Below are 25654 nucleotides of genomic sequence, written 5' to 3'. Positions count from 1 at the left end.
GCAGCTATCGCGACAACGTCAGATTATTTAGCCGCTGCCAGGCTGGCTGGATCATTCACAGCAGCGCCATTGAGCGATTTATCAATGCGCTTAGTCAGACCTGTCAGCACTTTGCCTGGCCCCACTTCCAGCAGCAGTTCGATACCTTCAGCGGCCATACGCTCGACAGATTCTGTCCAGCGCACAGGGCCATAGAGCTGTTTAACCAGCGCCAGCTTGATCGCTGCCGGGTCGGTTTCAGTCGCGACGTCCGCATTGTTAATCACTGGAATAACCGGCGGATTGAAAGTGACTGACTCAAGCGCCACGGCCAGTTTATCGGCAGCTGGTTTCATTAACGCGCAATGAGACGGTACAGACACAGGCAACGGCAGTGCGCGTTTCGCGCCTGCGGCTTTACACAGATCGTTCGCACGTTCCACTGCCGCTTTATGCCCTGCAATAACAACCTGACCCGGTGAATTAAAGTTAACCGGTGCAACCACTTCGCCCTGAGCCGCTTCTTCGCACGCTTTAGCAATAGCGTCATTGTCCAGACCAATGATAGCCGACATAGCACCCACACCGGCTGGTACCGCTTCTTGCATCAGTTGGCCGCGCAGCTCAACCAGCTTAATAGCATCGCTAAAATCCAGCACACCAGCACAAACCAATGCAGAATATTCGCCCAGACTATGGCCGGCCAGAACAGCAGGCTGTGCGCCCCCTTCTTGCTGCCAGACACGCCAGATAGCAACCGAAGCCGCCAAAAGAGCAGGCTGAGTGCGGTGAGTCTGGTTCAGATCTTCGGCCGGGCCATTCTGAATCAGCGCCCACAGGTCATAACCCAGGGCATCAGATGCTTGTGCAAAAGTTTGCTGTACGCTTTCATACTGCTCAGCCAGTTCAGCCAGCATGCCAACAGCCTGAGACCCCTGACCAGGGAAAACAATCGCGAACTTAGACATTCGAGAATCCTTATACAAAGAGAAATGGCATCCAAGATGCCATCAATGATGCGGTAATCAGGCGACTATTGATTAATTCCGCCTGTGCCTCATAGTAAAAAACGTGCGGTTCTATCAGAATTTCACCAGTGCCGAACCCCAGGTGAATCCACCACCAAAGGCTTCCAGCAACAGTGTCTGTCCCCGCTGGATGCGGCCGTCTCGTACGGCTTCATCCAGCGCGGCCGGCACCGTTGCCGCTGACGTGTTCCCTTGCTTATCCAGCGTCACGACAACCTGATCCATCGACATTGACAGCTTTTTCGCCGTCGCCGTAATAATGCGCAAATTGGCCTGATGCGGCACCAGCCAGTCCAAATCGGATTTTTCCATATTATTGGCGGCCAGTGTATCCGTCACCAGATTCGACAGCTGAGTGACGGCCACTTTGAAGACTTCGTTGCCTGCCATGTAGAGCCATTTATTACAATCAAATGTCTCACCGTGTTCAGGCACAGCCAAACTGAGCAAACCGCCAAAATGGCCATCTGCATGTAGATGGGTAGAAATGATACCGGCTTCTTCACTGGCGCCCAGCACAACGGCCCCTGCACCATCACCAAATAAAATGATGGTGGAACGGTCTTGCGGGTCGCACTTATGGGACAGCGCATCCGCACCGATAACCAGAACCTTCTTCGCCATACCGGTTTTGATGTGTTGATCCGCCACACTCAAGGCATAGACAAAACCGGAACAGGCCGCCGCAAGATCAAATGCCGGGCACCCTTTGACGCCAAGCATGCCCTGTACCTGACAGGCTGCAGACGGAAAAGCATGGCTGGCTGAGGTTGTCGCAACGATAATTAAATCAATCTCGTCAGCCGCAACACCGGCCATTTCCATCGCACGGCTTGCAGCGTGATACCCCATTACTGCGACTGTTTCCTCTTCTGCCGCGATGCGACGCTCACGAATACCAGTGCGAGCGACAATCCACTCATCGCTGGTATCCACCATTTTCTCCAGATCCGCATTGGTACGAACCTGCTCTGGCAGATAGCTGCCAGTGCCTAATATTCTGCTATACATGAAGACTAAAAATGCCTCTCAAGTAGTACGTGTTCCAAACGGTCACTGATTTTTGCCGGTATCTTCCGCTTGATTTCATGTACTGCTTCACCAATTGCATTGGTAAAAGCAGCAATGTCAGCACTTCCATGGCTTTTAACGACAATACCGCGCAATCCTAACAGACTTGCGCCATTGTACTGGTCGGGGTTCAGGCTTTGTATCTGACGGAACAGGTCACTAAACAGCCACTTAGCGATCAATCGCTTGATAGGATGCTGGCTGACAGCCTGTTTAAAGCTCTCTATAAAGAGATTAGCAACCCCTTCGCTGGTTTTCAGGCTAACATTGCCGACAAAACCATCACAGACAACCACGTCGGCTTTACCGTCATACAGTTCATTGCCTTCAACATAGCCAATGTAATGTACATCCGGCGAACGGCTCAGCATAGATGCACAGCGTTTAACAAGATCGTTGCCTTTTATTTCTTCAGAACCAATATTGAGCAGGGCCACTTTGGGCGGCCTGCCCGTCATTTCCTGCTCCGCCAGTACCGATCCCATCACAGCAAACTGAAACAAAGTATCAGCATCACAAGATACATTGGCACCCAGATCCAGCAGCCATGTTTTGCCACCGCGGCGGCTGGGGATTGCGGACACTAAAGCAGGACGCTCCACGCCGGGTAATTGCTTCAACGTATAGCGAGCCAATGCCATAAGAGCGCCGGTATTCCCTGCACTGACACAGGCATCCGCGTCACCTTCTGCCACAGCATCCAATGCCCGCCGCATAGACGAACCCTGGCTTTGGCGTAATGCTTGAGACGGACGAGTGTGATCAGCGATGGCACGATCGCAATGGACAACAGTCAGACGGGGATGATGAGTAGAATTGAGCGATGAGAGTTGAGCGGTGATTGCACTTTGATCACCGAAGAGGAGCAGATTTAGCGACGGGTATTGTAACAGTGCCTGCACGGCGGCAGGCACTGTTACCTGAGGACCGAAGTCCCCACCCATTGCATCAAGTGCAACGGTTAGACCAGTCAAGGTTCAACCTTATTTGTTGATAACCTTGCGGCCACGGTAAAAACCGTCAGCAGTCACGTGGTGACGCAGATGGGTTTCACCGCTGTTCTGATCGACAGATACAGCAGCGCCAGTCAGTGCATCGTGTGAACGACGCATACCACGTGCTGAACGTGATTTTTTGCTCTTTTGTACGGCCATTAACCCTACTCCTTATTACTTTTACTCAAGTTTTTTAATACTGCAAACGGATTCGGACGCTCATCAGCAACAGGGATCTCACCGAAGCTCATACCTGATGCAGTGACTGAACAGTCAGCTTCATCATGCATTGGCACTTGCGGTAACTCCAGAATCAGCTCATCTTCGATGAGTTGAAGCAGATTGATCTCACCATTTTCGTCGACTTCAGCCGGCTCATAAGCTTCCGGAAACTCATCTGCTTCCTCGGGTCTGAGGAGCGGACTATAACAGAAATCCACACTGTAATGGTGTTGGAATTCTTCCTGACATCGCTGGCAGGTTAACATCACATCAACATCAGCATGCCCACGCATGAATGCGATATGACGCTGGTCAAAGTCAAATGATAAGATGACGTTTGCATCACTTAAAACGCTGGAAGCCGATTCAGCCAGACGCTCTAAAAGCTCGGCTTTGATGATGCCATCATAGTCGAGCTTTTTTTGAGCAGCGCGGACCGGATCTACCGTCAGCGGCAATTTTACCTTTTGCATAGGGCGCGAATATTAGCCTTCTAATTGGTTTGAGTCAAAGGAAATGTGTCCGAAATCCCAGCTTTTGACCATTTCCCCCCAAGGGGTTTTCATTGCCAGTCCAAGTCCATGGTACGGCAGGTATAATAAGGTTGGTTCTGAGTTAAAACTAGCGTAGATTTCAGCTTATTGCTCCCCCAATCTCTGGGGGTAAAAACGCACTGAACACACCTACACACATTGAGTCAAATCATGAAACAACCGCTACTTCTGGCTTCTACTTCTCCCTTCCGTCGCAGTCTGCTGGAGAAGTTCGGTTTACCGTTCGACTGCGCATCACCCAATATTGATGAAACACCGTTTCCTGATGAATCGGCTGAAACACTGGTAAAACGGCTGGCTGAAGCCAAAGCCCGAGCATGCCGGGCAGAACATCCGTCTCATATCATCATCGGCTCGGATCAGGTCTGCGTCATTAACGGCAAGATAGTGGGTAAACCTCATACCGCAGAGCAGGCCTGTGCCCAGCTCGCCGCCGCCAGCGGTCAGACAGTCACTTTTTATACTGGCCTGTGCGTCTATAACGCTCAGACTGATAACAGAGACGTCATCTGTGAACCCTTTCTCGTGCATTTTCGCACTCTGACGCAGGTTGAGATCCAACGTTATATTGAACGTGAACAACCATTACAGTGCGCCGGCAGCTTCAAAAGCGAAGGCTTAGGTATCGCGTTGTTTGACCGCCTTGAAGGCCGGGATCCCAATACCCTGATCGGTTTGCCCCTCATCAGTTTACGGGAGATGCTGTCCCGACAGGGTATTGACGTCCTTTGAATGCATTAACGCTGGCGAAGCGCCTCCAGCGTTCTGTTGAGCATGGCATCCATGGGCGCATTGATTTCCACTTTCTCACCCGAGTGCGGGTGTTCAAACTGAATATTCGCTGCATGTAAAAAGAGACGACTCAGCCCGGCCGTCTTGGTATACGCATCAAAACGCGGGTCACCGTATCTGTCATCCCAGGCAATGGGGTGACCTGTATACTGACAGTGCACACGGATCTGGTGCGTACGACCTGTGACCGGACTGGCCTGCACCAGCGTGGCCTCTGTAAAACTTTCCAGTACTTTAAAACGTGTATCAGACGCTTTACCGTTCGGATTAACCCGAACAATACTGTTGACTTCGTTTTTCAGCAGCGGAGCGGTGACTTTACGGCACTCTTTCGGCCACTGCCCCATGACTAACGCAAAATAATATTTCTGAACCGTTTTCTGCCTGAACTGTTCCTGAAGTTTACGCAGGGCTGAACGTTTCTTTGCTATCAGCAAAATGCCTGAAGTGTCTCTGTCTATCCTGTGTACTAACTCCAGAAAGCGCGCATCCGGGCGCAACGCCCGCAGTGCTTCGATGGCACCAAATTTCAGGCCACTGCCACCGTGTACAGCAGTACCTGACGGTTTATTGAGGATAAGCATGTGCTCATCTTCGTAAATGATGCAATTTTCCAGCTCAGCGACTTTGTCCAGTTTAGTGCTGACAGGTGCCGCTGCTTCTTTCTCTGGCAAGGTCACAGGCGGTACTCTCACCAGATCCCCTTCCTGGAGTTTGTACTCCGGTTTTATCCGTTTTTTGTTTACTCGCACCTCACCCTTACGCAAAATCCGGTAAATCATACTTTTGGGCACGTTTTTCAGTCGGGCACGGAGAAAATTATCAATCCTTTGCCCGGCAAAATCATCAGCAATAGCGATGAATTGCACTTTTGGTTTGTCATCTTTCATAGCTCAAGATTCTATCACGGCTATAAAGCAGATTGCCGCAAAAAAGTCACCCTGCTATGATTGCAGTCTGGAACAGGGGAATTTCCCACTTTCCGTGCCATGACGGTCATATTTTCGTCATGATGAATGTTTTTTATCCTGCTCTGCTTGGCGTCGCTGCAATAGGCGTAAGACGATAAGTCATGCAGAGTCATTATTAGTGTTCCGATTGCAGATTTTTTATCGGTGTTAGAGATACAACCGCGATGACGCGGTGTTACCGGCTGAGTACCGTAGGGTCTTAAAGCCACTTTTAATGGTCTTATACCATCTTTAAGTACAGCTGGCAGATACGTGTAGCCATAGAGCACTCCTGAAACATCCAACCGTGAGGTTGCAACCGTAAATCAGACTTGGGGTCAGGCAGCATCGGTAGAAAATCCAATATTGGCTCACTAAAACAACGACAATAAATGAGTACACAGAATGAAAAGAATGTTGATCAACGCAACTCAGAAGGAAGAGTTGCGCGTCGCATTAGTGGACGGTCAAAAGCTATTCGATCTTGATATCGAAAGCCCAGGACACGAATCTAAGAAAGCAAATATCTACAAAGGCCGCATTACCCGTATCGAACCTAGTCTTGAAGCCGCTTTCGTCGACTATGGTGCCGAGCGTCACGGTTTCCTCCCTCTGAAAGAAATTGCACGCGACTACTTCCCAGCCAACTACACCTATCAGGGTCGTCCTAATATTAAGGAAGTGCTGAAAGAAGGTCAGGAAGTTATCGTTCAAGTGGATAAAGAAGAACGCGGCAACAAAGGGGCTGCGCTGACAACCTTTATCTCTCTGGCGGGAAGTTACCTGGTACTGATGCCAAACAACCCTCGTGCCGGCGGTATATCGCGCCGAATCGAAGGGGAAGAACGCACACAACTGAAAGCCGCACTGAGCACCCTGCAACTACCGGATGGCATGGGCCTGATCGTACGTACTGCTGGCGTGGGCAAATCCGCTGAAGAACTGGAGTGGGATTTAAACGTACTGCTCAATCACTGGAGTGCAGTGAAAGAAGCCGCCGATGCCCACCCTGCTCCTTTCCTGATCCATCAGGAAAGTAACGTGATTGCCCGTGCTATTCGTGACTATCTGCGCCGTGATATTGGCGAGATTTTGATCGACAGCCCGAAAATCTTCGACCGCGCCCGCGATCACATCAAACTGATACGTCCTGATTTTCTGCCTAAAGTAAAACGTTACGAAGGCGAAGTACCGCTGTTCAGCCACTATCAGATTGAAAGCCAGATTGAATCGGCTTTCCAGCGTGAAGTGCGACTGCCTTCCGGTGGTTCTGTGGTTATTGACCCGACAGAAGCTCTGACTTCTATCGATATCAACTCAGCCCGCGCCACGAAAGGCGGTGATATCGAAGAAACCGCGCTGCAGACCAACCTGGAAGCGGCCGACGAGATCGCCCGTCAACTGCGTTTGCGCGACTTAGGCGGCCTGGTGGTTATCGACTTCATCGATATGACCCCGGTTCGTCACCAGCGTGAAGTGGAAAACCGCCTGCGCGAAGCCGTGCGAATGGACCGTGCCCGCGTGCAAATCGGCCGTATCTCCCGCTTCGGCCTGCTGGAAATGTCACGTCAGCGTTTAAGTCCTTCTCTGGCTGAAGCCAGCCACCATGTCTGCCCACGCTGTACAGGTACAGGTGTGGTACGTGATAACGAGTCGCTGTCTCTGTCTATTCTTCGCCTAATTGAAGAAGAAGCACTCAAAGACAACAGCTCTCAGGTACAGGCTATCGTACCGGTTGCTGTCGCGTCCTACCTGCTGAACGAGAAACGTCGCTCTGTACAACACATCGAAAAATATCACGATGTAAGAGTGGTGATCGTTCCTAACGCTGATATTGAAACACCGCATTTTGAAGTGCTGCGTGTACGTACCGGCGAAGAAAAAGACACCTTGTCTTACCACATTCCGCAAGTGCTGGAAGCTACACGTGAGACAGAAGCAGCGGAAGCGGCACCAGAGCGTGCAACCAAAAAGCGTGAAGAGCCCATTCTGCAAGGATTTACTGCGCCAAAAGCACCAGCGCCGGTTGTTAAGCCTGCTCCTGCCGCAGTCTCTGAGCCGACGGCCAAAGCAGAAAGCAAGCCTGGTCTGTTCCAGCGACTGTTCAGCGCTCTTGCCAGCTTCTTTAGCAGCACCGCTGAAGAGAAGCCTGCAGAAAAGCCAGAGACTACACCTGCCGTACGCCAGGATAACCGACGTGATAACCGTCGTGATAACCGCCGCGGCAAAGACGGCAGCCGTCAGGGTCAGAGCCGTAACCGTCAGGATGATGATCGCGATTCACGCGACGCGAAAGCTGGCGAAAAAGGTCAGCGTCAGCAGCGTCGTCGCAATGAGCGTCCTAAGCAAGACCGTAACGCCCAGGCTGAAAAGCCAGCGAAAGCGGCGGCACCGCGCACAATAGCTGATGAAGAAATCAAAGAGCAAAAACGCCAACGCCGCGATGAAGTGCAAAAGCAACGCCGTAAGGAAAAGCAGCAACAGGCTGAAACGGCAGAGGTAATTGACACCGTTGAAGCGACCACCGACAACGTTGAGCAACCAAAGACCGAGAAGGTAAAACAACGCCGTCAACGTCGCCAGTTGCATAAGAAGATCCGCCTGGAATCTGCAGAGCTGCAGCCAGCCGGTGACACAGAGCAAGCTCCTGCTGCGGTCAGCGATAAGACGCCAAGCCGTGTTAAGAACGTCGGTATCGAAATGGCCAAAGAAGCCAACTCTGCCGCTGAGCTAGAATCTGCCGATGTGCAGTCGGAAACAGATGCTCAGGAAGGTCAGGAAGGTCAACGCCGTAACCGCCGCTCACCACGACACCTGCGTGCCAGCGGTCAACGTCGTCGCCGCATCCGCGATACGCGTCCTCAACAGGATGAAGACCAGGTCGATCAGGCAGTCTCTGATGCCATTACCCATGCGGTAGAAGAAGTGTCTGACAGCCTGGGCGAAATGGAAAACGTGGTCTCCATTGTTGAGCGTCCTAAGCGTCGTCCAACTACCGGTGTGGCGTCTCCTGAAATGGCAATGGGTAAAGTCTGGCCTCGTCACGACAAGCCAGCTGTCCATGCAGAAGATACCGCCGCAGAAGATAGCGCCGAAGAAACTGAAACCCTTGCAGCAGCAGTACAGGCTGAGCAATCCGCCGAGGCACAAGCTGCATCACTGAGCGGTGTGGCCATGCCGGAACTGGCAATGGGTAAAGTCATGCCACTTCGTCAGCCTGCAGCGCAAAGTGAGCCAGTACAAGCCCGCGTTGAGCAAGCCGAAACGGCAGCTGTGGCTGAAGCACCTGAAACCACCCAGGTTTCTGAGAGCGCGGCTCCCGACACTGACGTTTCCGTGCCTCTGGTAGCAGAAACTGTCACTGAAGCCGTCGCAGAAACTGTTGCGGAAAAGCAGGCAGAAGAAGCCAGTCCGCAAGAGACCGTTGAACCGCCTGTTATGGCCCAAGTGACAGCAGCCGTTAAGCAGCAAGTGACGGCAAGCGCACCCCGCGGGATTCACAGCGTGTCTCCGATGACTAAGGCACCTGCTCCGCAGCAAGTGCTGGATACGACACCGGTAGCGATTGCACCATTACGTACCAGTCAGATTCAAGCCCGTCAGGCAGGTAGTCAGACAGCAACTAACGTTGCTTCGGCGCCAATGACCAAAGCAGCCTCAGAGACACAAGAGTAACTCTGACGCAGTAATAAAGACAAAAAGCCATGCGTTTGCATGGCTTTTTACTTTCTGTGTTTCGGATTAACGTACATCTCCAGTCAGGCCACTTAACTCAGAGCCACTTACAGTGCACGCCAGATCACCTTTGTTTCAGACCAGCAACTATCCTGTCCGCAGCAGCTTCGATTAAATCCAGCACATGCTCGAAACCCTCCTCGCCGCCATAGTACGGGTCCGGTACTTCATCTTCCTCTGCATCCGCAAAGGCCAGTAACAAGGACAGCTTAGAAAGATATTCTGCCGGACAGATGGCTGTCAGATCAGACAAATTTTGCCTGTCCGCAACCAGAATTAAATCAAACTTTTCGAAATCGCCGACAACTATCTGGCGGGCGCGAATCCCCTCAAAGCTGTATCCTCTGGCTTCCCCGGCAGCACGCGAACGACTGTCCGGCCGTTTTCCTTCGTGATACCCAATCGTACCTGCAGAATCGATCTCAACCTCGACGCCCGCTTTCACTGCCTTAGCACGCAACACAGCTTCTGCGGTTGGCGAGCGGCAAATATTGCCCATGCAGACTAACAGCACGGACGGTTTTCTCTTATCTGGCATCCATTTCCCTCATCATTATCAGGTTATCTTTACACTTGATTACAGAGTACGCATCCCTGCCAGGTCAATGCAATATTCAAACAAGCACAGCCTATCTGTGTCCTGCCTGTCGTTGTTTGCGCTGAGCTGCCACAACCACCACAGCCGCATGACGGATCACAGAGGTCAAACAATCACCACCGCCATAGGCGGTGGTTTAGAGGCGACAAAAAAGGGAGCGAAATCGCTCCCTTTTTGTCTGAGTCTCTGATGTTCTTTGCGTTATCGGATTAACAGCATAGGAACAGTGGCATCCACCAGAAGCCGGGTGGTATTACTGCCGACAAAGAACTGGCGCAGCTTAGAGTGACCATAAGCCCCCATCACTATCATGCCAATCGATTTTTCCTGCTGATATTGCAAAATTGCACTGCCTACTGATCCCGTCAGGCACACTTTAGTAACGTTAATACCTGCGTTGCTCAGGGTCCCGGCCGCAGACTCAAAGGCGTCGCGTTTGTTGTCAGCATCTTCCACCATCACTAAGTGGCACGCCATCCCCTTGAGTAATGGTGTATCAATGGCCTTCTGCACCAGCTTCTGGCTGGTTTCGCTGCCATCAAACGCCAGCAGATACTCAGCCGGTTCACTGAAATCGCCGTTAGCAATCAGAGTGTGGGTCGAAAATGCCCGCACCACACTTTCCAGCTGCGAGCCAATCGCCTTGGCATCCTGCTGATGTAACTCGCCGGATTTACCCAGCACCAGTACCCGAATTTCCGGTTCCAGTTCCAGTAACGTCTCGACAAGATGCCCATGCAGTTGCTGTTTCACCACAGCAGGGACGCCAGTATCAGTGACCAGAGATTCCAGATCATTGAGCAAAGCTTTGCTGTGCTGTATTTCCAGTTTGGAGCGTTTTTCATCCAGCTCGCTGAGCTCTTTCAGTAACGCTTCACGGCTGCCCAGACCAATTGTTCCGGACAGCTGAGAATCAGCCTGATACCTGTCTTTATCCAGCACGTGCAGCAGTTTTAGCGGCGTATCCAAACGCCTGGCTGTCCAGGCTGCCAGGTCCACCACGGCTTTCGAGTAATGCTGGCCGTCTATACATGCGGTAATATATTGCGTCATGATATCTCCTTAATGGCCGCCCATCAGTTTTTCAACTTCTTCCGGCTTGTCATGAACACCAAATTTATCAACTATGGTCGCTGTTGCTTCATTCATGCCAATGAGATCCACCTGAGTACCTTCGCGGCGGAACTTAATGACCACTTTATCCAGCGATGAGACGGCTGTGATATCCCAGAAGTGAGCCGATGACAGATCAATAGTGACACGCTCCAGCACTTCCTTGTAGTCAAAAGAGGCTAAAAATTGATCTGAAGAGGCAAAAAAGACTTGTCCTACAACACGATAAGTTCTTGCTTCGCCATTTTGTTCCAGATCACTCTTCACCACCATAAAGTGGCCGATCTTGTTGGCAAAGAACAAGGCTGCCAGCAGAACACCGACAAACACACCAATAGCGAGGTTATGTGTTGCCACGACCACAGCAACGGTGGTGACCATCACAATATTGGTAGACAGCGGGTGTGATTTCAGATCTTTAATCGAAGACCAGGAGAAAGTACCAATAGACACCATAATCATGACAGCAACCAGCGCTGCCATTGGGATCTGCTTGATCCAGTCGCTGAGAAAAACCACCATAATCAGCAGGAACAAACCCGCGATAAAAGTTGATAATCTGCCCCGACCACCGGACTTGATGTTGATAATCGACTGACCAATCATGGCACAACCAGCCATACCGCCCAGGAAGCCCGTGGCAATATTTGCAACCCCCTGACCTTTACACTCACGGTTTTTGTCACTGCTGGTGTCAGTGAGATCATCCACAATTGTGGCTGTCATCATGGACTCCAGCAAACCGACAACTGCCAGGCCAACAGAATAAGGCAGGATAATCAGCAAGGTTTCCAGGTTCAGCGGAACATCCGGCCACAGGAAAACAGGCAATGTATCAGGCAATTGCCCCATGTCGCCAACAGTGCGAATATCAATGCCAAAGGTCAATGTGACTGCAGTAATAACAAGAATACACACCAGTGGCGATGGAAGAACTTTGCCGACATAAGGCAAATAAGGGAACAGGTAGATAATACCCAAACCGGCCGCCGTCAGAGCATAAACGTGCCAGGTTACATCAGTCAGTTCAGGTAACTGGGCCATAAAGATCAAAATGGCTAATGCGTTAACAAATCCCGTGACGACCGAACGGGAAACAAATCGCATTAAATCACCCAACTTCAGATACCCGGCCGCGATTTGCAAGATACCGGTTAATACTGTGGCTGCCAGCAGATACTGCAAACCATGCTCTTTGACCAGAGTCACCATCAGCAGCGCCATGGCACCGGTTGCCGCTGAAATCATGCCAGGACGGCCTCCGGTAAACGCAATAATTACCGCGATACTGAATGAGGCATACAGGCCGACTTTCGGGTCAACGCCGGCAATAATGGAAAAAGCAATCGCTTCTGGAATAAGAGCCAGTGCAACTACAAGCCCAGACAATACATCACCACGCACATTGGATAACCAATCGCGCTTTATCGTTTCTATCATAAAATTTCTCAAAAATTTGTGTAAACAAGAGGTTAGAAAGATTAGGGGTGGGTTGTCGGCTAAGGCGGCGTAATTGACATCTGTCTCTCCATGGCGTGTAAAAAGTGTGATCCTATTCACTCCTTTCGACCTAGTCAATAAAAATGCCTTTTTATCCAATCTGTTCGGGATCAGGCGCAACCTGAGTAAACCGAATGAAAAATATCTGCTGCTTCAGTAAATCCCCCTGAAGTGAAGCCATTATGGTTAAATAGCGCCTGAAAACCCACACACTGAAAATACGCCCCATGACAGAACTGAAAACCCTGATGCTGTTTTTATTCACCGCACTGGCAGAAATACTTGGCTGCTACCTTCCCTATTTATGGTTGAGGGAAGGCAAATCCATTTGGCTGTTGTTCCCTGCTGCTATTTGCTTGGCGCTGTTCGCCTGGCTTTTGTCTTTGCACCCCACAGCGTCCGGCCGGGTATACGCTGCCTACGGCGGGGTTTATATCTTCGCTGCCATATTCTGGCTATGGTTGGTTGATGGCATCCGCCCTACGTTTTGGGATTTGCTCGGTGCGTCTGTCGCCATTACGGGCATGTGTATCATCATGTTTGCACCAAGGCATACATAGATATTTTCATCCGGTAAGGCTGATGCATATCTGTCAGTCTTTACTGCCAGTCTTACCTCAAATCGCACTGCAACGACATCAAATAGTGCTTTGCCCTTCGTCATTCACGGCGAATCACCACTACACTTGAACATTGACGTTATTAGCCTGTGTCAGTATTCAAGGAAAAAGTATGAAAAAATTATTAATCATCTTCGGCAGTACCCGGCCTAACCGTGGTGGCTTACCAGTTGCTGAGTGGGTAGTACAAGAAGCAGAAACTGCAGGACAGTTTGAAGTGGCATTTGCTGATCTGAAAACAGTGAACTTGCCCTTACTGGACGAACCTGATCACCCTGCCCAGCAAAAATATACCCAAGCTCATACTAAGCAATGGAGCCAGGCCGTCACTGCTGCGGATACCATTCTCTTTGTGACCCCGGAGTACGACTACTTTCCCCCTGCCGCATTAGTCAACGCCATTCAATTTCTGGCCAAAGAATGGGCTGGAAAGCCAACCGGTATTGTCAGTTATGGCGGGGTGTCCGGCGGGCTACGTTCAACTCAGGCATTACGGCTGCTGCTGTCTGGCGTCGGTACGCTTACCCTGTCTGCTTCCGTGCCTATTGCCTTTTATAACCAATACATTAATGACCAAGGCGTGCTGGAAGCCAATGACGCAATGAAAAAAGGTCTCACGGGTTTGCTGACAGAATTGCAAAGAATGACCGAGCTTGTCGCGAGGGTATAAATACTGGCCAGACTCATCCGAAACATCAGACAGGCCACAAGATAGTGGCCTGTCCAATTCTACCCGTGCAAGCTAAACCACAGGACTATTTATCGGTGAAGCCTCAGCGCTAAAGAATGGACTACTGAGGCACTACCCGTGCAGTTCTGCCGGTGACATTAATCCGGACTTTCTGCCCCACCCGAAAAAGCATATTAGGATCAACAGCCTGGACGATGGCTATGGTTTCGCCTGAGTCGAGTTTAATCGTCAGATTCACACCGTTACTTTCCGACAGATTCTGTGAGGCTTTACTCCCGGCATAACCACCCAGCAAACCACCCCCGATGGCAGCAATGTCTGAGCCGCTGCCGCCACCGATTTTCGAGCCCAATATCCCGCCCACAGCTGCACCGGCTATGGTGCCAACCACATTCTGCTCACCTTCTAAGGTCACAGGATCAATCTGAACAATAGTGCCGTATTTCACTTGCTGGATCTGCTGTGCCTGAGATCGGCCATAAGAATCACCGTAAGGGTTTCTTGCACAGCCACTCACTGCCAGCGACACAATGAAAAAGACGAAAAGGACGAATTTCACAACATCACCTTCCTTACCTGCTAGGGTTCACGCTAAAAGTATAGCAATCCCTATTTTCCTCCATTGGCTAAGGAATGAGAGATTCAGGTTGTCATTAAACCGCCAATCCCACTTGCGTCTTGTGCTCTGCTCGAACACAATCATCTCTTTTCTATTCCGCAGGAACGCCAACTTAAAGAGGCAGTTATGGCAGACGAACACAATAAACAGGATCGTTACAAAACCCGGCAGCAAAAAGTCAAAGAAGAAGTCGATGCCCGAGTGGCTGCAGCTCAGACAGAAAAAGGCATCCTGCTGGTCATTACCGGTAACGGTAAAGGTAAATCCACCTCTGGTTTCGGCACTATTGCCCGCGCGGTCGGTCATGGTCAGAAATGTGGTGTCGGTCAGTTTATCAAAGGCACCTGGGACAATGGCGAGCGGAACCTGCTAGAACAACACGACGTCACTTTCGCTGTCATGGGCACAGGATTTACCTGGGACACGCAAGACAAAGAAGCCGATACACTCGCGGCGCAGACCACCTGGACTGAATGCAAAAAAATGCTGACAGACGCCAGCTATGACGTGGTATTGCTCGACGAGCTGACTTACATGCTGACTTACGGCTATCTGGATATCGATGAGGTGCTGGACACTATCGCGCAGCGCCCACCGGAGCAATCCGTGGTGGTAACAGGCCGCGCGGCTCACCGTCGCCTGACTGACATGGCCGATACCGTTTCAGAAGTTCGCAACATCAAACACGCCTTTGAGAGCGGTATTAAAGCCCGCAAAGGCGTAGACTGGTAATCAGGACGACGGCAGCGCCGAATGATGACAGGCCTCAGACGCATGGCAGAGGTCTGCATCAATATCCTGACTGCCCAACAGGCGCAGCCACAAAGAAGGTAAATGTTTTATCCGCACCGCTGGACTGCTCAATTGCACTGGCAGCGGGAATTGCCAGTCTTCATGGTTCTCCCGGCTGGCAAACACAAACCGGAACGGCAGATAATCCACCATGCCCAGACGCAGATCTGTGGCGATGATCTGGCTGCCGTTATCTTCATAGCGAATGAACTGACGGGTAAAACGTTCAAGCGCCTGCAATGTTGAAGGCTTGTCGGTCAGAGGCCAGTGACCACGGGCTTTCTCAAGAAAGTCTACAGTGTCTGATCCATCCAGCAGTGACGACAACCCTTCCCAGTAGCTATCCTCGCCTAACACCACAATTCGCCATAACACGGTATTAAAAGGCGTTGGCGAAACAAAAACCGGCTTGCCTTCCAGTGGCGTGCCTGCCACCTGATTTTCTACTCTCTGCTCAATCATGTGCATCGCCACTACTGACCATAACAGGTACAGACTGGACAGGATAACACCGGCTTTGCACAGGCTGGCAATACGATCACGCCACAGCAGCGCGGCCAGCAACGTCACTAACAGCGGCAGGGTATAAAGCGGATCAATAATGAAGATACTGGACACCGCCACGCTGACAGGTAAAGGCCACAAAAGCTGAGTACCGTAAGCGGTAAAGGCATCCAGAATGGGATGGGTGATCAGGCAGGCCGCCACCAAGCCCCACAACCGCAAGAAACTGAATGAGCTGGCTGGCCGCCATCGGTGCCAGCACCACGCCAGTAACAACGAAAGCGGAAACAGCACAAAAAGAGAGTGGCTGAAGCCGCGATGCTTCACCATATCCGATACAGGATCGCCATAATCGATCAACACATCCAGATCCGGCAAGGTTCCCAGCATGGCACCGGCCACCAGCACTTTGGGTGAGGCTTTTCGGCCAGCTATCATGCCGGCAACAGCAGCGCCCAACGCCGCCTGTGTAACTGAATCCAAGGTCACTCTCCATGGTTTTTTGCTGATTGTACCAAACCGCTCAGTCAGAGATAGCCCAACTACATTATCAGTAACAAAATAGCGGCAGGCACTAAAAAGGCCAGCGGTTTACCCGACTGGCCCTGATCTCATTGGTTTGACGCAAACTGCGCGTTAGTTAAACAGTCCTTTCAGCAACTTATCCGTAGCTTCTTTGACTTTATCGTCACCGGCTTTGTCGCCCAGCAATTTATCCAGACCGCGTTGCACTTCCTTGTTGGCCTTTTCTTCCAGTCTGTCGGCTTCTTTTTTGGCTTTTGCTTCCAGTTCTTTCGCCCGCTTATCCAGCTCGCTGTTCCGCTTCACCAGCTCTTTAAAGTTGATGGCATAATCTGGCGCCTGCCAGGTCCCGGTAATATCAAGCGGCACTGTGATATCCGCGACTTCGTCTACCGATTTACCGCCCTGTCCTTTACTGGTGGCCACCACAGAGGTGTCAATCTGAAACGCCAGTGACTGCTCGGTCAGATCCGTATTCCCTTTGCCATCGACACGCAGCAGAGGCGAAGCCAGATGCATATTATTGGTCGCCGCTTTACCGTCCTTCAGTATGAAGGTCGCCGTCAGCGCAGAGAAATCTGTCTTTTTCGGCTCGTCCTGTACAGTATCAGACTGGCCTTTCAGTTTGGCCTTGGCTTCACGGATCATCTTGGGAATATTGATCCCGTTAACCGCACCATCGGCAAAATTGATGGCGATTGTTCCATCCAGCTTCTTCTTGAGCCGCGACTCTGCCAGGCCTTTGCCTGCCACTTCGACATCAATGTTACCCGTGCCAGCCAGAATATCATTCTCGGCAACATCGACCAGTAAAGGCTGCACCTGTACACCCTGAATGGTATTGCTGATCTGGTACACCGGCAATGAACCGTTCGCATCCAGTCTGGCTGTGGCGGATATTGTCCCGTCATACAGATCTGCCGCGAATTTGTTGAGAGTAAACACGCCATTTTTAACCGCTATCGCCAGATCAACATTGCTCAGCCTGGCGTTGGCCGCCACAAAGCGCTTAACCTTCACAGTGCCGTCAACATCGAGCTGTTTCAAGACCGACAGATCAGGCTCCTGTTCGCTGACAGGTGCATCGCCAGCCGGTGCTGAAGCCGTGCCTGAGGTGTCTGACGGTTTGGCCTCCTCACTGGCTGCAGCCTCTGCGTCGCCACCGGTCCAGTTGTCGACATTGATCTCCTCACTGCTGAGCGCAATACGGATCACCGGAATATCGGCCTGTTTGAAAGAGGCGTCGCCGTTCAACGCCAGTTCATCCGCCTTCACTGTCAATCCGCTCAGGGTCGCCATAGCGGCTTTGAGATCGTATTCAGCATCGCCAGACATGGCCACTTTCATCGTCGGCCGGGGCAGAGCGGCACCTTCGAGATCTGATTTCAGATCCAGCGCCTGCAGCGAAATGTTCGCCTTATCCTGGCTGACCCTAATCCGGGTTTTACCCTCAGCATTAAAGGCAAGATCAGGGATCTGCCCTTTGGCTGACAGTGTCACGTTACTCCACTCGCCCAAATTAAAGGCATCCAGTTTCACCGTGACATTATCCAGCTGAGTGCCGGCTTCTGTCATGCTGGCGGAGAGCTCGGTGTTTTTCAGCGCCGCGTTATCCAGATTTTCCGCCAACTGCAGGCTGGTTTTGCCCTGGGCAGAGAAGCGCATCGCACCGTTTTGACCCGCCAGATCAAAATTCAGATCCGCCCATTCACCCGGTGCAAATTGGCTCAAATTCATGTTCAGCGAGTCCAGCGCAGTGACAGTACCTGCCTGATCGTCCCGCAGGCTGACACTGGCATTTTCAAGCGCTATGCCTGCCAGACTGATCACCCATTTCTCACCGGTTGCTGTTTCGCCTTCGGCCACCACTTCACCCTCACCTGACGCTGTCGGCTGTGCCTCAGTTTCCCGGGAGTCAGACGCCCTGTCTGTGGTCGTTTTATCGCCACCTAAGCCATCCAGATTACTGACGCCATCTTTGCGCGTCTGAATAAACACACGGGCATCTTTGAGCGTGACCTGACCAATTTCCAGCCGGTTGGACAGCAACGGCAGTACAGACACAGACACACCCGCTTCGTTGAACTGAACCAGGTTAGCTTCATCAAAACCTGCCGGATTACGAAACTCGGTCCGGCCTATCGCAAAGCCCACGCTCGGGAAAAAACGCCAGCCGATATCGCCTTCAATAACCAGATCACGGCCCGTGGCCTTTTTCACCTGTTCCGCAATCAAAGGCTTAAATTGGTTCGGGTCGACCAGCGTCACCAGAACGCCAATCGCCACCACCACAACCAGCACGATCGCCAGCAGTACATAGAGAATTTTTTTCATTCTGTCCTCGGAATGTGTGCCATGTTGAACAACATTTATTGACCTGTGACACACTAAAAATGCCAACAAAAAATGTCAAAATACCTGATTTATTAAAGCAAAAAATAAGGCCACCGTTAAGGTGACCTTATCATTCTGACTACAATTTAATGCGCTTCTGACAAAAATCAGCGATGTTTCTTCTCGTCTTCATTGATTCGGCTGGCAACCGCACCCTGCTGATTATGATATTTCGCATTGGCGCGCTTGTTGTAAGGTTTCTCAGCAGAACCTGACAGCACCTCAAAACTCAGAGCACCAATGGGCATGTGCGGACGCAGTGCCAGCGGCAGCCGGCCACTGTTATAAAATTCCAGCACAATCCTGCCAGCCCAGCCCGGGTCGATACGGTGCGCTGTGACGTGTACCATCAAACCCAAACGGGCCAGCGAAGAGCGTCCGTCCAGCCAGCCGACAATGTTATCCGGTAAGGTGACAGATTCATGAGTCACCGCCAGCGCCAGTTGTCCCGGATGCAGGAAAAAGGCATCGCCATCGGCGACTTCAATCTCATCACTCATGACTTTTTCGAGCTGTGCCGCAACATCTTCTTTTTTGCCGGAGAGATCGATAAACGGCGCACCGTGGTCAGTAAAAATACGGAAATTATTACCTAAGGTGACATCGATTGTCAGACCGCTAATCACATCATTTGACGGGCGCGGCTCAATACTGATCTTACCTTCATCAAGATAGGCCTTGATGTCCTTGTCACAAAGTCTCATGTTGCGGGTTATCTCCAGGGCAAAAAATCATAAATACTATCGGAAATGTTTGCCGCCACTATAACGACCTGTTCGCAGCAGGTCTATCTTTGCAGCCGCTTGCGTGACATGTTGTCACGCCTTTTATTACAACACCGAATTCAGGAGACAAAAAAGGCTGACCTGAGCCAGCCTTTGCCATACCTTACGCTTTAAGCAAGCGGGCAATATGCGCTTTTAACACATCGATAGCAATTCGGTTCTTGCCGCCTCGTGGCACAATAATATCGGCATATTGTTTCGACGGTTCAATGAACTGCATAAACATAGGGCGGACGGTTTTCTGATATTGCTGCAGTACCGATGACATTGTCCGGCCGCGTTCTGCCACATCGCGCTGCAAACGGCGAAGCAGGCAGATATCCAGCGGGGTATCCATGAACACAGTTGCATGCATCAGGTCACGTAAACGGGGATCCGTCAGCAGCAGGATACCTTCCAGAATGATCACCTTCTTTGGAGTCAGCGAGGTGGTTTCCGTCATGCGAGTGTGCTCGCTGTAGCTATACTGCGGCACTTCCACCGCTTCACCACGCATTAGGGTTTCGAGGTGCTCACAAAGCAAATCATGGTCAAGGGCATTGGGATGGTCATAATTGGTCTTTACCCGTTCATCCATACTCAGGTGACTTTGATCGTTATAGTAACAATCTTCCGTAATAACACCGATCTGTTGATCGCCAACTTTTTCTCTAAGTTCGTTGTAAACCGTTCTGGCAATCAAACTTTTACCGGAAGCAGACGCGCCTGCAATCCCGATAATTACGCATTGGTGTGAATGTTCAGACATATCAGAAAGCACCTGTAAGAATATCTAGCGGGTTATTACCCAAATTCAGTAACCGGCCCTACTCAGCGGCACAGCACTATACTGCAGGTAAAAATTAAACCGCACGATTATAAGGAGTTGACGCCTTGGATACCAGAGCAAATGCGATCTTGCGCTCAAAACATTATGCAAATGCAACGGCAAACAAGGCTGGAACAGTTACATTGACTGCAATTATAGAGTTTTAATACTGATCTGTTCTGCCACAGGTTGCCCATGCCAATAGAGTCGGCTGGCTACGCGCCCGGCTAACTCTATATAAGCCTGAGCCTGCTCACTGTCAGGTGATGACGCCACTGTCGGTGTGCCTTGGTCAATATCCTGACGAATCTGAATATGCAGTGGCACCTGAGCCAGCAAAGGAATCGCGTAGTCCCGCGCCATTCTCTCCGCCCCTCCGGCACCAAAAATCGCCTCATGGTGACCGCAGGCGCTGCATATGTGATAGCTCATGTTTTCCACCACGCCGAGTACGGGCACATGCACTTTACTGAACATATTTACTCCCTTAATGGCATCAGCCAGGGCCAGATCCTGCGGGGTGGTGATCACCACAGCCCCGGTGACCGGCATTTGCTGCGCCATGGTCAGCTGGATATCTCCCGTGCCGGGCGGCATGTCCACCACCAGATAGTCCAGCTCCGGCCACAGAGTTTCATTCATGATCTGCGACAGAGCTTTCGATGCCATCGGGCCGCGCCACACAGTCGCATTATCGGCCGGCACCAGGTAGCCGACAGAATTGGTATACAGGCCATGCGCCACCACCGGAGCCATCATTTTTCCGTCCGGTGAGGACGGTTTTTCATCTGCCGCGCCCAGCATCATAGGCACAGATGGCCCATAGATATCGGCATCCAGCAGCCCGACCCGGGCGCCCAGCGCCTGTAATCCCAGCGCAAGATTCACGGCTGTCGTCGACTTGCCTACGCCGCCTTTGGCCGAACTGACGACCAGCAGATTCTTAACGCCTTTCAATAGCGGCTTGTCATTGGCGGCCAACGGCGTAACCCGCACTTTGACACTGACGTTCAGATCTGTGGCAATCTGCTGAGCCTGCTGATCAGCAATCCAGTCTGTCAAGGCATCGGCCACAGACGAAGCGGCAAAAGGCAGCGTGATGATCACCGCCTGATCACCTTGCCAGTGGACGAGACCGGGAGTATCCGCCCACTCATGTACCAGCCAGGGATGTGTAAACTGATTTAACCAGTCACACAATGCCGCTTTATCGGCAAAAGGACTGTTAGGATTATTCACCATGAGAAAGACCTGCTTTGTTCGTTGTAATACGCTGTTTTTATCCTATCACTTTGCGTCTGAAACCGCTCTAATTGTCAGTGATTTCGGCTATGAATCAGGCCTGCCTTGGGGTACTATTCAAGGCTTATTATCTTTTTTACCCATCATGAGCGAATAGAGAAATATGGCTGCAAACCCAAGAAAAATTCTGGTGACCTGCGCCCTGCCGTACGCTAACGGTTCTATCCACCTTGGCCACATGCTTGAGCATATCCAGGCGGATATCTGGGTGCGCTATCAGCGCCTTCGCGGCAACGAAGTTCATTTCATCTGTGCAGACGACGCGCACGGTACGCCAATTATGCTTAAGGCCCAACAGATGGGGATGGAGCCTGAGCAAATGATTGACGAAGTGAGCAAAGAGCACCAGGCGGATTTTGCTGGCTTCGATATCAGCTTTGATAACTACCACAGCACGCACTCTGAAGAGAACCGCGAGCTGTCTTCTTTCATCTATAACGAACTCAAGAAAAACGGTTTTATTACCAGCCGCACTATTTCTCAGCTGTTCGATCCAGAGAAAGAAATGTTTCTGCCGGACCGTTTTGTCAAAGGCACCTGCCCGAAATGTAAAGCAGACGATCAGTACGGTGATAACTGTGACAACTGTGGTGAAACTTACAGCCCGACGGATCTGATCAACCCGAAATCTGCAGTTTCTGGCGCCACGCCTGTAATGAAAGATTCAGTGCACTTCTTCTTTGACCTGCCTCAGTTTGAAAGCATGTTAAAAGCGTGGACCAAGTCCGGCGCACTGCAGGAAGAAACATCCAATAAAATGCAGGAATGGTTCGATGGCGGACTGCAGCAATGGGATATTTCCCGTGATGCGCCATACTTCGGCTTTGAAATCCCGGGCGAAACCGGCAAGTATTTTTATGTCTGGCTGGACGCGCCTATCGGTTACATGGGTTCATTCAAAAACCTGTGTGACAAGCGTGACGATCTGAACTTTGATGAGTTCTGGAACAAAGACAGCTCCACTGAGCTTTACCATTTCATCGGTAAAGACATAGTGTATTTCCACAGCCTGTTCTGGCCAGCCATGCTGGACGGTGCCGGTCTGCGCAAACCGAGCAATGTCTTTGTTCACGGCTATGTCACAGTCAACGGTGCCAAAATGTCCAAGTCTAAGGGGACATTTGTCAAAGCCAGCACTTATCTGGAACATTTGGATCCTGAGTGCCTGCGATACTACTACGCCGCCAAACTGAACAACCGTATTGATGATCTCGACCTGAATCTGGAAGACTTCTCACAACGCGTCAACAGCGATGTCGTGAACAAGATTGTCAACCTGGCTTCCCGTAACGCAGGTTTCATTACCAAACGCTTCGATGGCAAACTGGCCGACACCTTCGCAGAACCGGCGCTGTACCAGGAATTCGTGGCGGCGTCTGACCGTATTGCCGAGTTATATGAGAACCGTGAATTTGGTCGTGCCATCCGCGAAATTACTGCCCTGGCTGACAAAGCTAACCAGTACGTCGATGAGAAAGCACCTTGGGTTGTAGCGAAAGAAGAAGGCAAAGATGCTGAACTGCAGTCAATCTGCTCTGTCGGTATTAACCTGTTCCGCGTGCTGATGACTTACCTCAAACCTGTGATGCCAAAACTGACAGAGCGCGTTGAAGGATTCCTCAATGAAACCCTGACCTGGGATGGTATTGCACAGCCACTGACAGGCCATGAGATTGCCAAGTTCAAAGCCCTGTTCAGCCGAATCGACAGCAAACACATTGAAGCTATGGTTGAGGCGTCTAAAGAAGATGCTGCCGCTGAAAAAGCCGCAACAACCCAGCCCGCCGCGGGTCCATTGGTTGATGAACCAATCGCGGATGAAATCGAGTTCGATGACTTTGCAAAAGTGGATCTGCGTATTGCAAAAATCATCAGTTGTGAGTCTGTGCCAAAAGCGGACAAACTACTGAAATTCCAGCTCGATATCGGCGGCGAAACCCGTCAGGTTTTCTCTGGCATTAAGTCAGCCTATAACCCGGAAGATCTGGTCGGCAAGCTAACGGTTGTCGTGGCTAACCTCAAACCGCGTAAAATGAAGTTTGGTATGTCAGAAGGCATGATCCTGGCTGCCGGTCCTGGCGGCAAAGAGCTATGGCTGCTGGAACCTCATGAAGGTGCCCAGCCTGGCATGCGTGTAATGTAAAGCGGATTCACAGAAAAACACCTGAAAAAAGGAGCAGTCGCTCCTTTTTTTTTATCCTTATTTCCCCTTGTTCCGCACGTTCACCCGCCGGCGACTCTCTCGCAATCATGCACTTCTCAGCAGCACCTACAGCCTACACACTCAGCTTTTGATTTCATCAAAATCGCAAAGAGCAGACGATATAACCAAAAAATGCTTGCTATATCAGTATATAAAGCAATCAAACGGTTTCTGGTTTGTTAATAAGAATAAGGCTTTATTAACAACAAACCCAATAAAGTGTGATCTCATACAAGCTTTAAATCATGACATTGATTTTACATCGCGGGTTTGTAACTGGAACTGGTAATCTGCTCCGCGCTCTGAGGATCAGTAACAGAGCCACATATAATAAGGAGTGTTCTTTCATGAAAACCCAAAACAAAAAACTGTCCCTGACCGCCCGAGTCATTCTCGGTATGGTGCTGGGTATTTTGACTGGATTTATCATCCGCTCGCTTTTCGCTGACACGGCATTTGTTCAGGACTACATAGTGAACGGCCTGTTCGAAGTAGGCGGCTCAATCTTTATTGCCAGCCTGAAGATGCTGGTTGTGCCACTCGTTTTCGTCTCACTGGTATGCGGTACCAGCACTCTGAGCGATATCAGCACTCTTGGCCGTCTTGGCGGTAAAACGCTGGCTTTCTATCTCACCACTACGGCTGTGGCTATTACGCTTGCCCTGACAATGGGCACGCTGTTTAAGCCTGGCGAAGGTGCAGATCTGGCGGCCGCGACCTCATTTGCAGCCAAGGAAGCACCTTCACTGGGTGAAGTGATCATTGGCATGTTCCCGACCAACCCTATCAATTCCATGGCTCAGGGCAATACGCTGCAGATCATCGTATTTGCCATTCTGCTCGGTATTGCCATCAGTGCAGCAGGTAAAGCGGGTGAACGCATTGCCGGCGTCTTTGCCGATCTGAACGAAGTGATCATGAAGCTGGTGGCATTGCTGATGCACATCGCGCCATACGGTGTATTCTTCCTGATGGCAAAACTGTTCACCGGTCTGGGTTTGGATGCTATCTATAACCTGATGGGCTACTTCCTGGTACTGAGTTGTACCCTGATTCTGCATGCCGTGTTCACTTACGGCCTGATGCTGAAAATGTTCTCGGGCCTGAGCCCATTCGTTTTCTTCAAGAAGATGGAAGATGCGATCATGTTCGCCTTCTCAACGGCCTCTTCCAATGCCACCATCCCGGTGACGATGGAAACGGCGACCAAGCGTCTGGGTGTCAGCAATAAAGTGGCCTCATTCACTGTACCATTGGGCGCGACCATCAACATGGATGGCACCGCCATTATGCAAGGTGTGGCCACTGCCTTTATTGCTCAGGCATTCAATATCGACCTGACCATGGGCGATTACATGGCAGTGATCATGACAGCAACGCTGGCCTCAATCGGTACCGCCGGTGTCCCTGGTGTCGGGCTGATCATGCTGGCGATGGTATTGAATCAGGTAGGACTGCCGGTAGAAGGTATCGCTATCATCATGGGTGTTGACCGCCTGCTGGATATGATTCGCACTGCCGTCAACATCACAGGCGACAGTGTTGTCACCTGTATTGTGGGTAAATCTGAAAACGAGATAGATATCAGCCGCTTTAACGATCCAGAAGCGGGTGAAGCTGACGAAGAAGTGCACCTGCACAAAGCCTGATGCGAAAGCTGGATAGTAACCTCTGAGGCCCCATATCGGGGCCTCTTCTTTTATCTGCTCAACCAATTTCTCTCCTTGCCTCATTCTGTGGCATCGCAAGTTTTTAAATGCACCAAAACAGTGCAATTAAAGTGTACCAATGACGCCACCTTAAAAAATTTTCCAACTTAATCATATAGATAGAAAATGATACCTGCTAAAAAATCTGGCTCGCTTTTTGCGTTATGG

Annotated in this window: 22 protein-coding genes; 7 read left to right on the top strand and 15 right to left on the bottom strand. The window is 50.9% G+C overall.

The window, feature by feature from the left end; all coding sequences use genetic code 11:
• Positions 1-23: 23 nt before the first annotated feature.
• The 5 genes from fabD to yceD form a co-directional block, all read right to left on the bottom strand.
• Complete coding sequence (gene fabD, locus L6J37_RS03195; protein ID WP_192015198.1) at positions 24-947, bottom strand: ACP S-malonyltransferase; 924 nt, start codon at positions 945-947, stop codon at positions 24-26.
• A 114-nt stretch (positions 948-1061) separates the two neighbouring features.
• Complete coding sequence (locus L6J37_RS03190) at positions 1062-2018, bottom strand: beta-ketoacyl-ACP synthase III (protein ID WP_192015197.1); 957 nt, start codon at positions 2016-2018, stop codon at positions 1062-1064.
• 5 nt (positions 2019-2023) lie between these two features.
• Positions 2024-3052 (bottom strand): phosphate acyltransferase PlsX, encoded by a 1029-nt coding sequence (gene plsX, locus L6J37_RS03185; RefSeq protein WP_192015196.1) that lies wholly within the window; start codon positions 3050-3052, stop codon positions 2024-2026.
• 9 nt (positions 3053-3061) lie between these two features.
• Positions 3062-3232: a 50S ribosomal protein L32 gene (gene rpmF / locus L6J37_RS03180; protein WP_192015195.1), complete on the bottom strand. Its 171-nt coding sequence runs from the start codon at positions 3230-3232 to the stop codon at positions 3062-3064.
• Between the two features lie 5 nt (positions 3233-3237).
• Positions 3238-3768 (bottom strand): 23S rRNA accumulation protein YceD, encoded by a 531-nt coding sequence (gene yceD / locus L6J37_RS03175; protein ID WP_027253513.1) that lies wholly within the window; start codon positions 3766-3768, stop codon positions 3238-3240.
• Between the two features lie 231 nt (positions 3769-3999).
• Between yceD and L6J37_RS03170 the strand changes: the two genes are divergently transcribed.
• Positions 4000-4581, top strand: coding sequence for a Maf family protein (locus L6J37_RS03170; RefSeq protein ID WP_237794109.1), 582 nt, complete (start codon positions 4000-4002; stop codon positions 4579-4581).
• Positions 4582-4586: 5 nt separating this feature from the next.
• On the opposite strand, the gene rluC is transcribed toward L6J37_RS03170, so the two are convergent.
• Positions 4587-5531 (bottom strand): 23S rRNA pseudouridine(955/2504/2580) synthase RluC, encoded by a 945-nt coding sequence (gene rluC, locus L6J37_RS03165; RefSeq protein WP_192015193.1) that lies wholly within the window; start codon positions 5529-5531, stop codon positions 4587-4589.
• A 465-nt stretch (positions 5532-5996) separates the two neighbouring features.
• Here rluC and rne point away from each other — a divergent pair, with 465 nt between their 5' ends.
• Positions 5997-9266, top strand: a complete 3270-nt coding sequence (gene rne / locus L6J37_RS03160) for a ribonuclease E (RefSeq protein WP_237794107.1) — start codon at positions 5997-5999, stop codon at positions 9264-9266.
• Positions 9267-9390: 124 nt separating this feature from the next.
• On the opposite strand, the gene L6J37_RS03155 is transcribed toward rne, so the two are convergent.
• From L6J37_RS03155 to L6J37_RS03145, 3 genes are all read right to left on the bottom strand, one after another.
• Positions 9391-9864 carry a low molecular weight protein-tyrosine-phosphatase gene (locus tag L6J37_RS03155; RefSeq protein ID WP_192015191.1) on the bottom strand — a complete coding sequence of 158 codons (474 nt, stop codon included), beginning with the start codon at positions 9862-9864 and terminating at the stop codon, positions 9391-9393.
• Positions 9865-10125: 261 nt separating this feature from the next.
• On the bottom strand, positions 10126-10977 hold the full coding sequence (locus L6J37_RS03150) for a universal stress protein (RefSeq protein WP_237794105.1): 852 nt from the start codon (positions 10975-10977) through the stop codon (positions 10126-10128).
• A 9-nt stretch (positions 10978-10986) separates the two neighbouring features.
• The gene (locus L6J37_RS03145) at positions 10987-12477 is read right to left on the bottom strand and encodes a SulP family inorganic anion transporter (protein WP_237794103.1); all 1491 of its coding nucleotides are present in this window, start codon (positions 12475-12477) and stop codon (positions 10987-10989) included.
• Positions 12478-12764: 287 nt separating this feature from the next.
• Between L6J37_RS03145 and L6J37_RS03140 the strand changes: the two genes are divergently transcribed.
• Positions 12765-13097: a YnfA family protein gene (locus L6J37_RS03140; RefSeq protein WP_192015188.1), complete on the top strand. Its 333-nt coding sequence runs from the start codon at positions 12765-12767 to the stop codon at positions 13095-13097.
• Positions 13098-13269: 172 nt separating this feature from the next.
• A complete protein-coding gene (locus L6J37_RS03135; RefSeq protein WP_192015187.1) occupies positions 13270-13827 on the top strand; it encodes an NADPH-dependent FMN reductase in 558 nt (185 codons plus the stop codon).
• A 121-nt stretch (positions 13828-13948) separates the two neighbouring features.
• On the opposite strand, the gene L6J37_RS03130 is transcribed toward L6J37_RS03135, so the two are convergent.
• Positions 13949-14407, bottom strand: coding sequence for a glycine zipper 2TM domain-containing protein (locus L6J37_RS03130; RefSeq protein WP_192015186.1), 459 nt, complete (start codon positions 14405-14407; stop codon positions 13949-13951).
• Positions 14408-14593: 186 nt separating this feature from the next.
• Between L6J37_RS03130 and cobO the strand changes: the two genes are divergently transcribed.
• On the top strand, positions 14594-15199 hold the full coding sequence (gene cobO, locus L6J37_RS03125) for a cob(I)yrinic acid a,c-diamide adenosyltransferase (protein ID WP_218382966.1): 606 nt from the start codon (positions 14594-14596) through the stop codon (positions 15197-15199).
• On the opposite strand, the gene L6J37_RS03120 is transcribed toward cobO, so the two are convergent.
• From L6J37_RS03120 to apbC, 5 genes are all read right to left on the bottom strand, one after another.
• On the bottom strand, positions 15200-16246 hold the full coding sequence (locus L6J37_RS03120) for a metal-dependent hydrolase (RefSeq protein ID WP_237794101.1): 1047 nt from the start codon (positions 16244-16246) through the stop codon (positions 15200-15202).
• Positions 16247-16399: 153 nt separating this feature from the next.
• The gene (locus L6J37_RS03115) at positions 16400-18619 is read right to left on the bottom strand and encodes an AsmA family protein (RefSeq protein ID WP_237794100.1); all 2220 of its coding nucleotides are present in this window, start codon (positions 18617-18619) and stop codon (positions 16400-16402) included.
• 167 nt (positions 18620-18786) lie between these two features.
• On the bottom strand, positions 18787-19383 hold the full coding sequence (dcd, locus tag L6J37_RS03110) for a dCTP deaminase (RefSeq protein WP_192015182.1): 597 nt from the start codon (positions 19381-19383) through the stop codon (positions 18787-18789).
• A 184-nt stretch (positions 19384-19567) separates the two neighbouring features.
• Positions 19568-20212, bottom strand: a complete 645-nt coding sequence (gene udk, locus L6J37_RS03105; protein ID WP_192015181.1) for a uridine kinase — start codon at positions 20210-20212, stop codon at positions 19568-19570.
• Positions 20213-20425: 213 nt separating this feature from the next.
• Entirely contained in the window at positions 20426-21514 is a 1089-nt protein-coding gene (apbC, locus tag L6J37_RS03100) for an iron-sulfur cluster carrier protein ApbC (RefSeq protein ID WP_237794099.1), read from the bottom strand.
• A 163-nt stretch (positions 21515-21677) separates the two neighbouring features.
• Between apbC and metG the strand changes: the two genes are divergently transcribed.
• Together metG and L6J37_RS03090 are read left to right on the top strand one after the other, a co-directional pair.
• Complete coding sequence (gene metG, locus L6J37_RS03095; RefSeq protein ID WP_237794098.1) at positions 21678-23717, top strand: methionine--tRNA ligase; 2040 nt, start codon at positions 21678-21680, stop codon at positions 23715-23717.
• 407 nt (positions 23718-24124) lie between these two features.
• The gene (locus L6J37_RS03090) at positions 24125-25426 is read left to right on the top strand and encodes a dicarboxylate/amino acid:cation symporter (protein WP_237794097.1); all 1302 of its coding nucleotides are present in this window, start codon (positions 24125-24127) and stop codon (positions 25424-25426) included.
• The last annotated feature ends 228 nt before the right edge of the window (positions 25427-25654 follow it).

The sequence above is a fragment of the Photobacterium sp. WH77 genome (genome assembly GCF_022014395.1).
Classification (GTDB): Bacteria; Pseudomonadota; Gammaproteobacteria; order Enterobacterales; family Vibrionaceae; genus Photobacterium; species Photobacterium arenosum.
This window is presented reverse-complemented; position numbering and strand designations above follow the sequence as displayed.

Coding starts and splice junctions, on each gene's coding strand:
- L6J37_RS03140 (WP_192015188.1), top strand. CDS start 12,765: ATGACAGAACTGAAAACCCTGATGCTGTTTTTATTCACCGCACTGGCA.
- fabD (WP_192015198.1), bottom strand. CDS start 947: ATGTCTAAGTTCGCGATTGTTTTCCCTGGTCAGGGGTCTCAGGCTGTT.
- L6J37_RS03190 (WP_192015197.1), bottom strand. CDS start 2,018: ATGTATAGCAGAATATTAGGCACTGGCAGCTATCTGCCAGAGCAGGTT.
- rluC (WP_192015193.1), bottom strand. CDS start 5,531: ATGAAAGATGACAAACCAAAAGTGCAATTCATCGCTATTGCTGATGAT.
- dcd (WP_192015182.1), bottom strand. CDS start 19,383: ATGAGACTTTGTGACAAGGACATCAAGGCCTATCTTGATGAAGGTAAG.
- L6J37_RS03115 (WP_237794100.1), bottom strand. CDS start 18,619: ATGAAAAAAATTCTCTATGTACTGCTGGCGATCGTGCTGGTTGTGGTG.
- metG (WP_237794098.1), top strand. CDS start 21,678: ATGGCTGCAAACCCAAGAAAAATTCTGGTGACCTGCGCCCTGCCGTAC.
- cobO (WP_218382966.1), top strand. CDS start 14,594: ATGGCAGACGAACACAATAAACAGGATCGTTACAAAACCCGGCAGCAA.
- rne (WP_237794107.1), top strand. CDS start 5,997: ATGAAAAGAATGTTGATCAACGCAACTCAGAAGGAAGAGTTGCGCGTC.
- L6J37_RS03135 (WP_192015187.1), top strand. CDS start 13,270: ATGAAAAAATTATTAATCATCTTCGGCAGTACCCGGCCTAACCGTGGT.
- L6J37_RS03150 (WP_237794105.1), bottom strand. CDS start 10,977: ATGACGCAATATATTACCGCATGTATAGACGGCCAGCATTACTCGAAA.
- L6J37_RS03145 (WP_237794103.1), bottom strand. CDS start 12,477: ATGATAGAAACGATAAAGCGCGATTGGTTATCCAATGTGCGTGGTGAT.
- L6J37_RS03170 (WP_237794109.1), top strand. CDS start 4,000: ATGAAACAACCGCTACTTCTGGCTTCTACTTCTCCCTTCCGTCGCAGT.
- rpmF (WP_192015195.1), bottom strand. CDS start 3,232: ATGGCCGTACAAAAGAGCAAAAAATCACGTTCAGCACGTGGTATGCGT.
- L6J37_RS03090 (WP_237794097.1), top strand. CDS start 24,125: ATGAAAACCCAAAACAAAAAACTGTCCCTGACCGCCCGAGTCATTCTC.
- L6J37_RS03155 (WP_192015191.1), bottom strand. CDS start 9,864: ATGCCAGATAAGAGAAAACCGTCCGTGCTGTTAGTCTGCATGGGCAAT.
- yceD (WP_027253513.1), bottom strand. CDS start 3,768: ATGCAAAAGGTAAAATTGCCGCTGACGGTAGATCCGGTCCGCGCTGCT.
- udk (WP_192015181.1), bottom strand. CDS start 20,212: ATGTCTGAACATTCACACCAATGCGTAATTATCGGGATTGCAGGCGCG.
- apbC (WP_237794099.1), bottom strand. CDS start 21,514: ATGGTGAATAATCCTAACAGTCCTTTTGCCGATAAAGCGGCATTGTGT.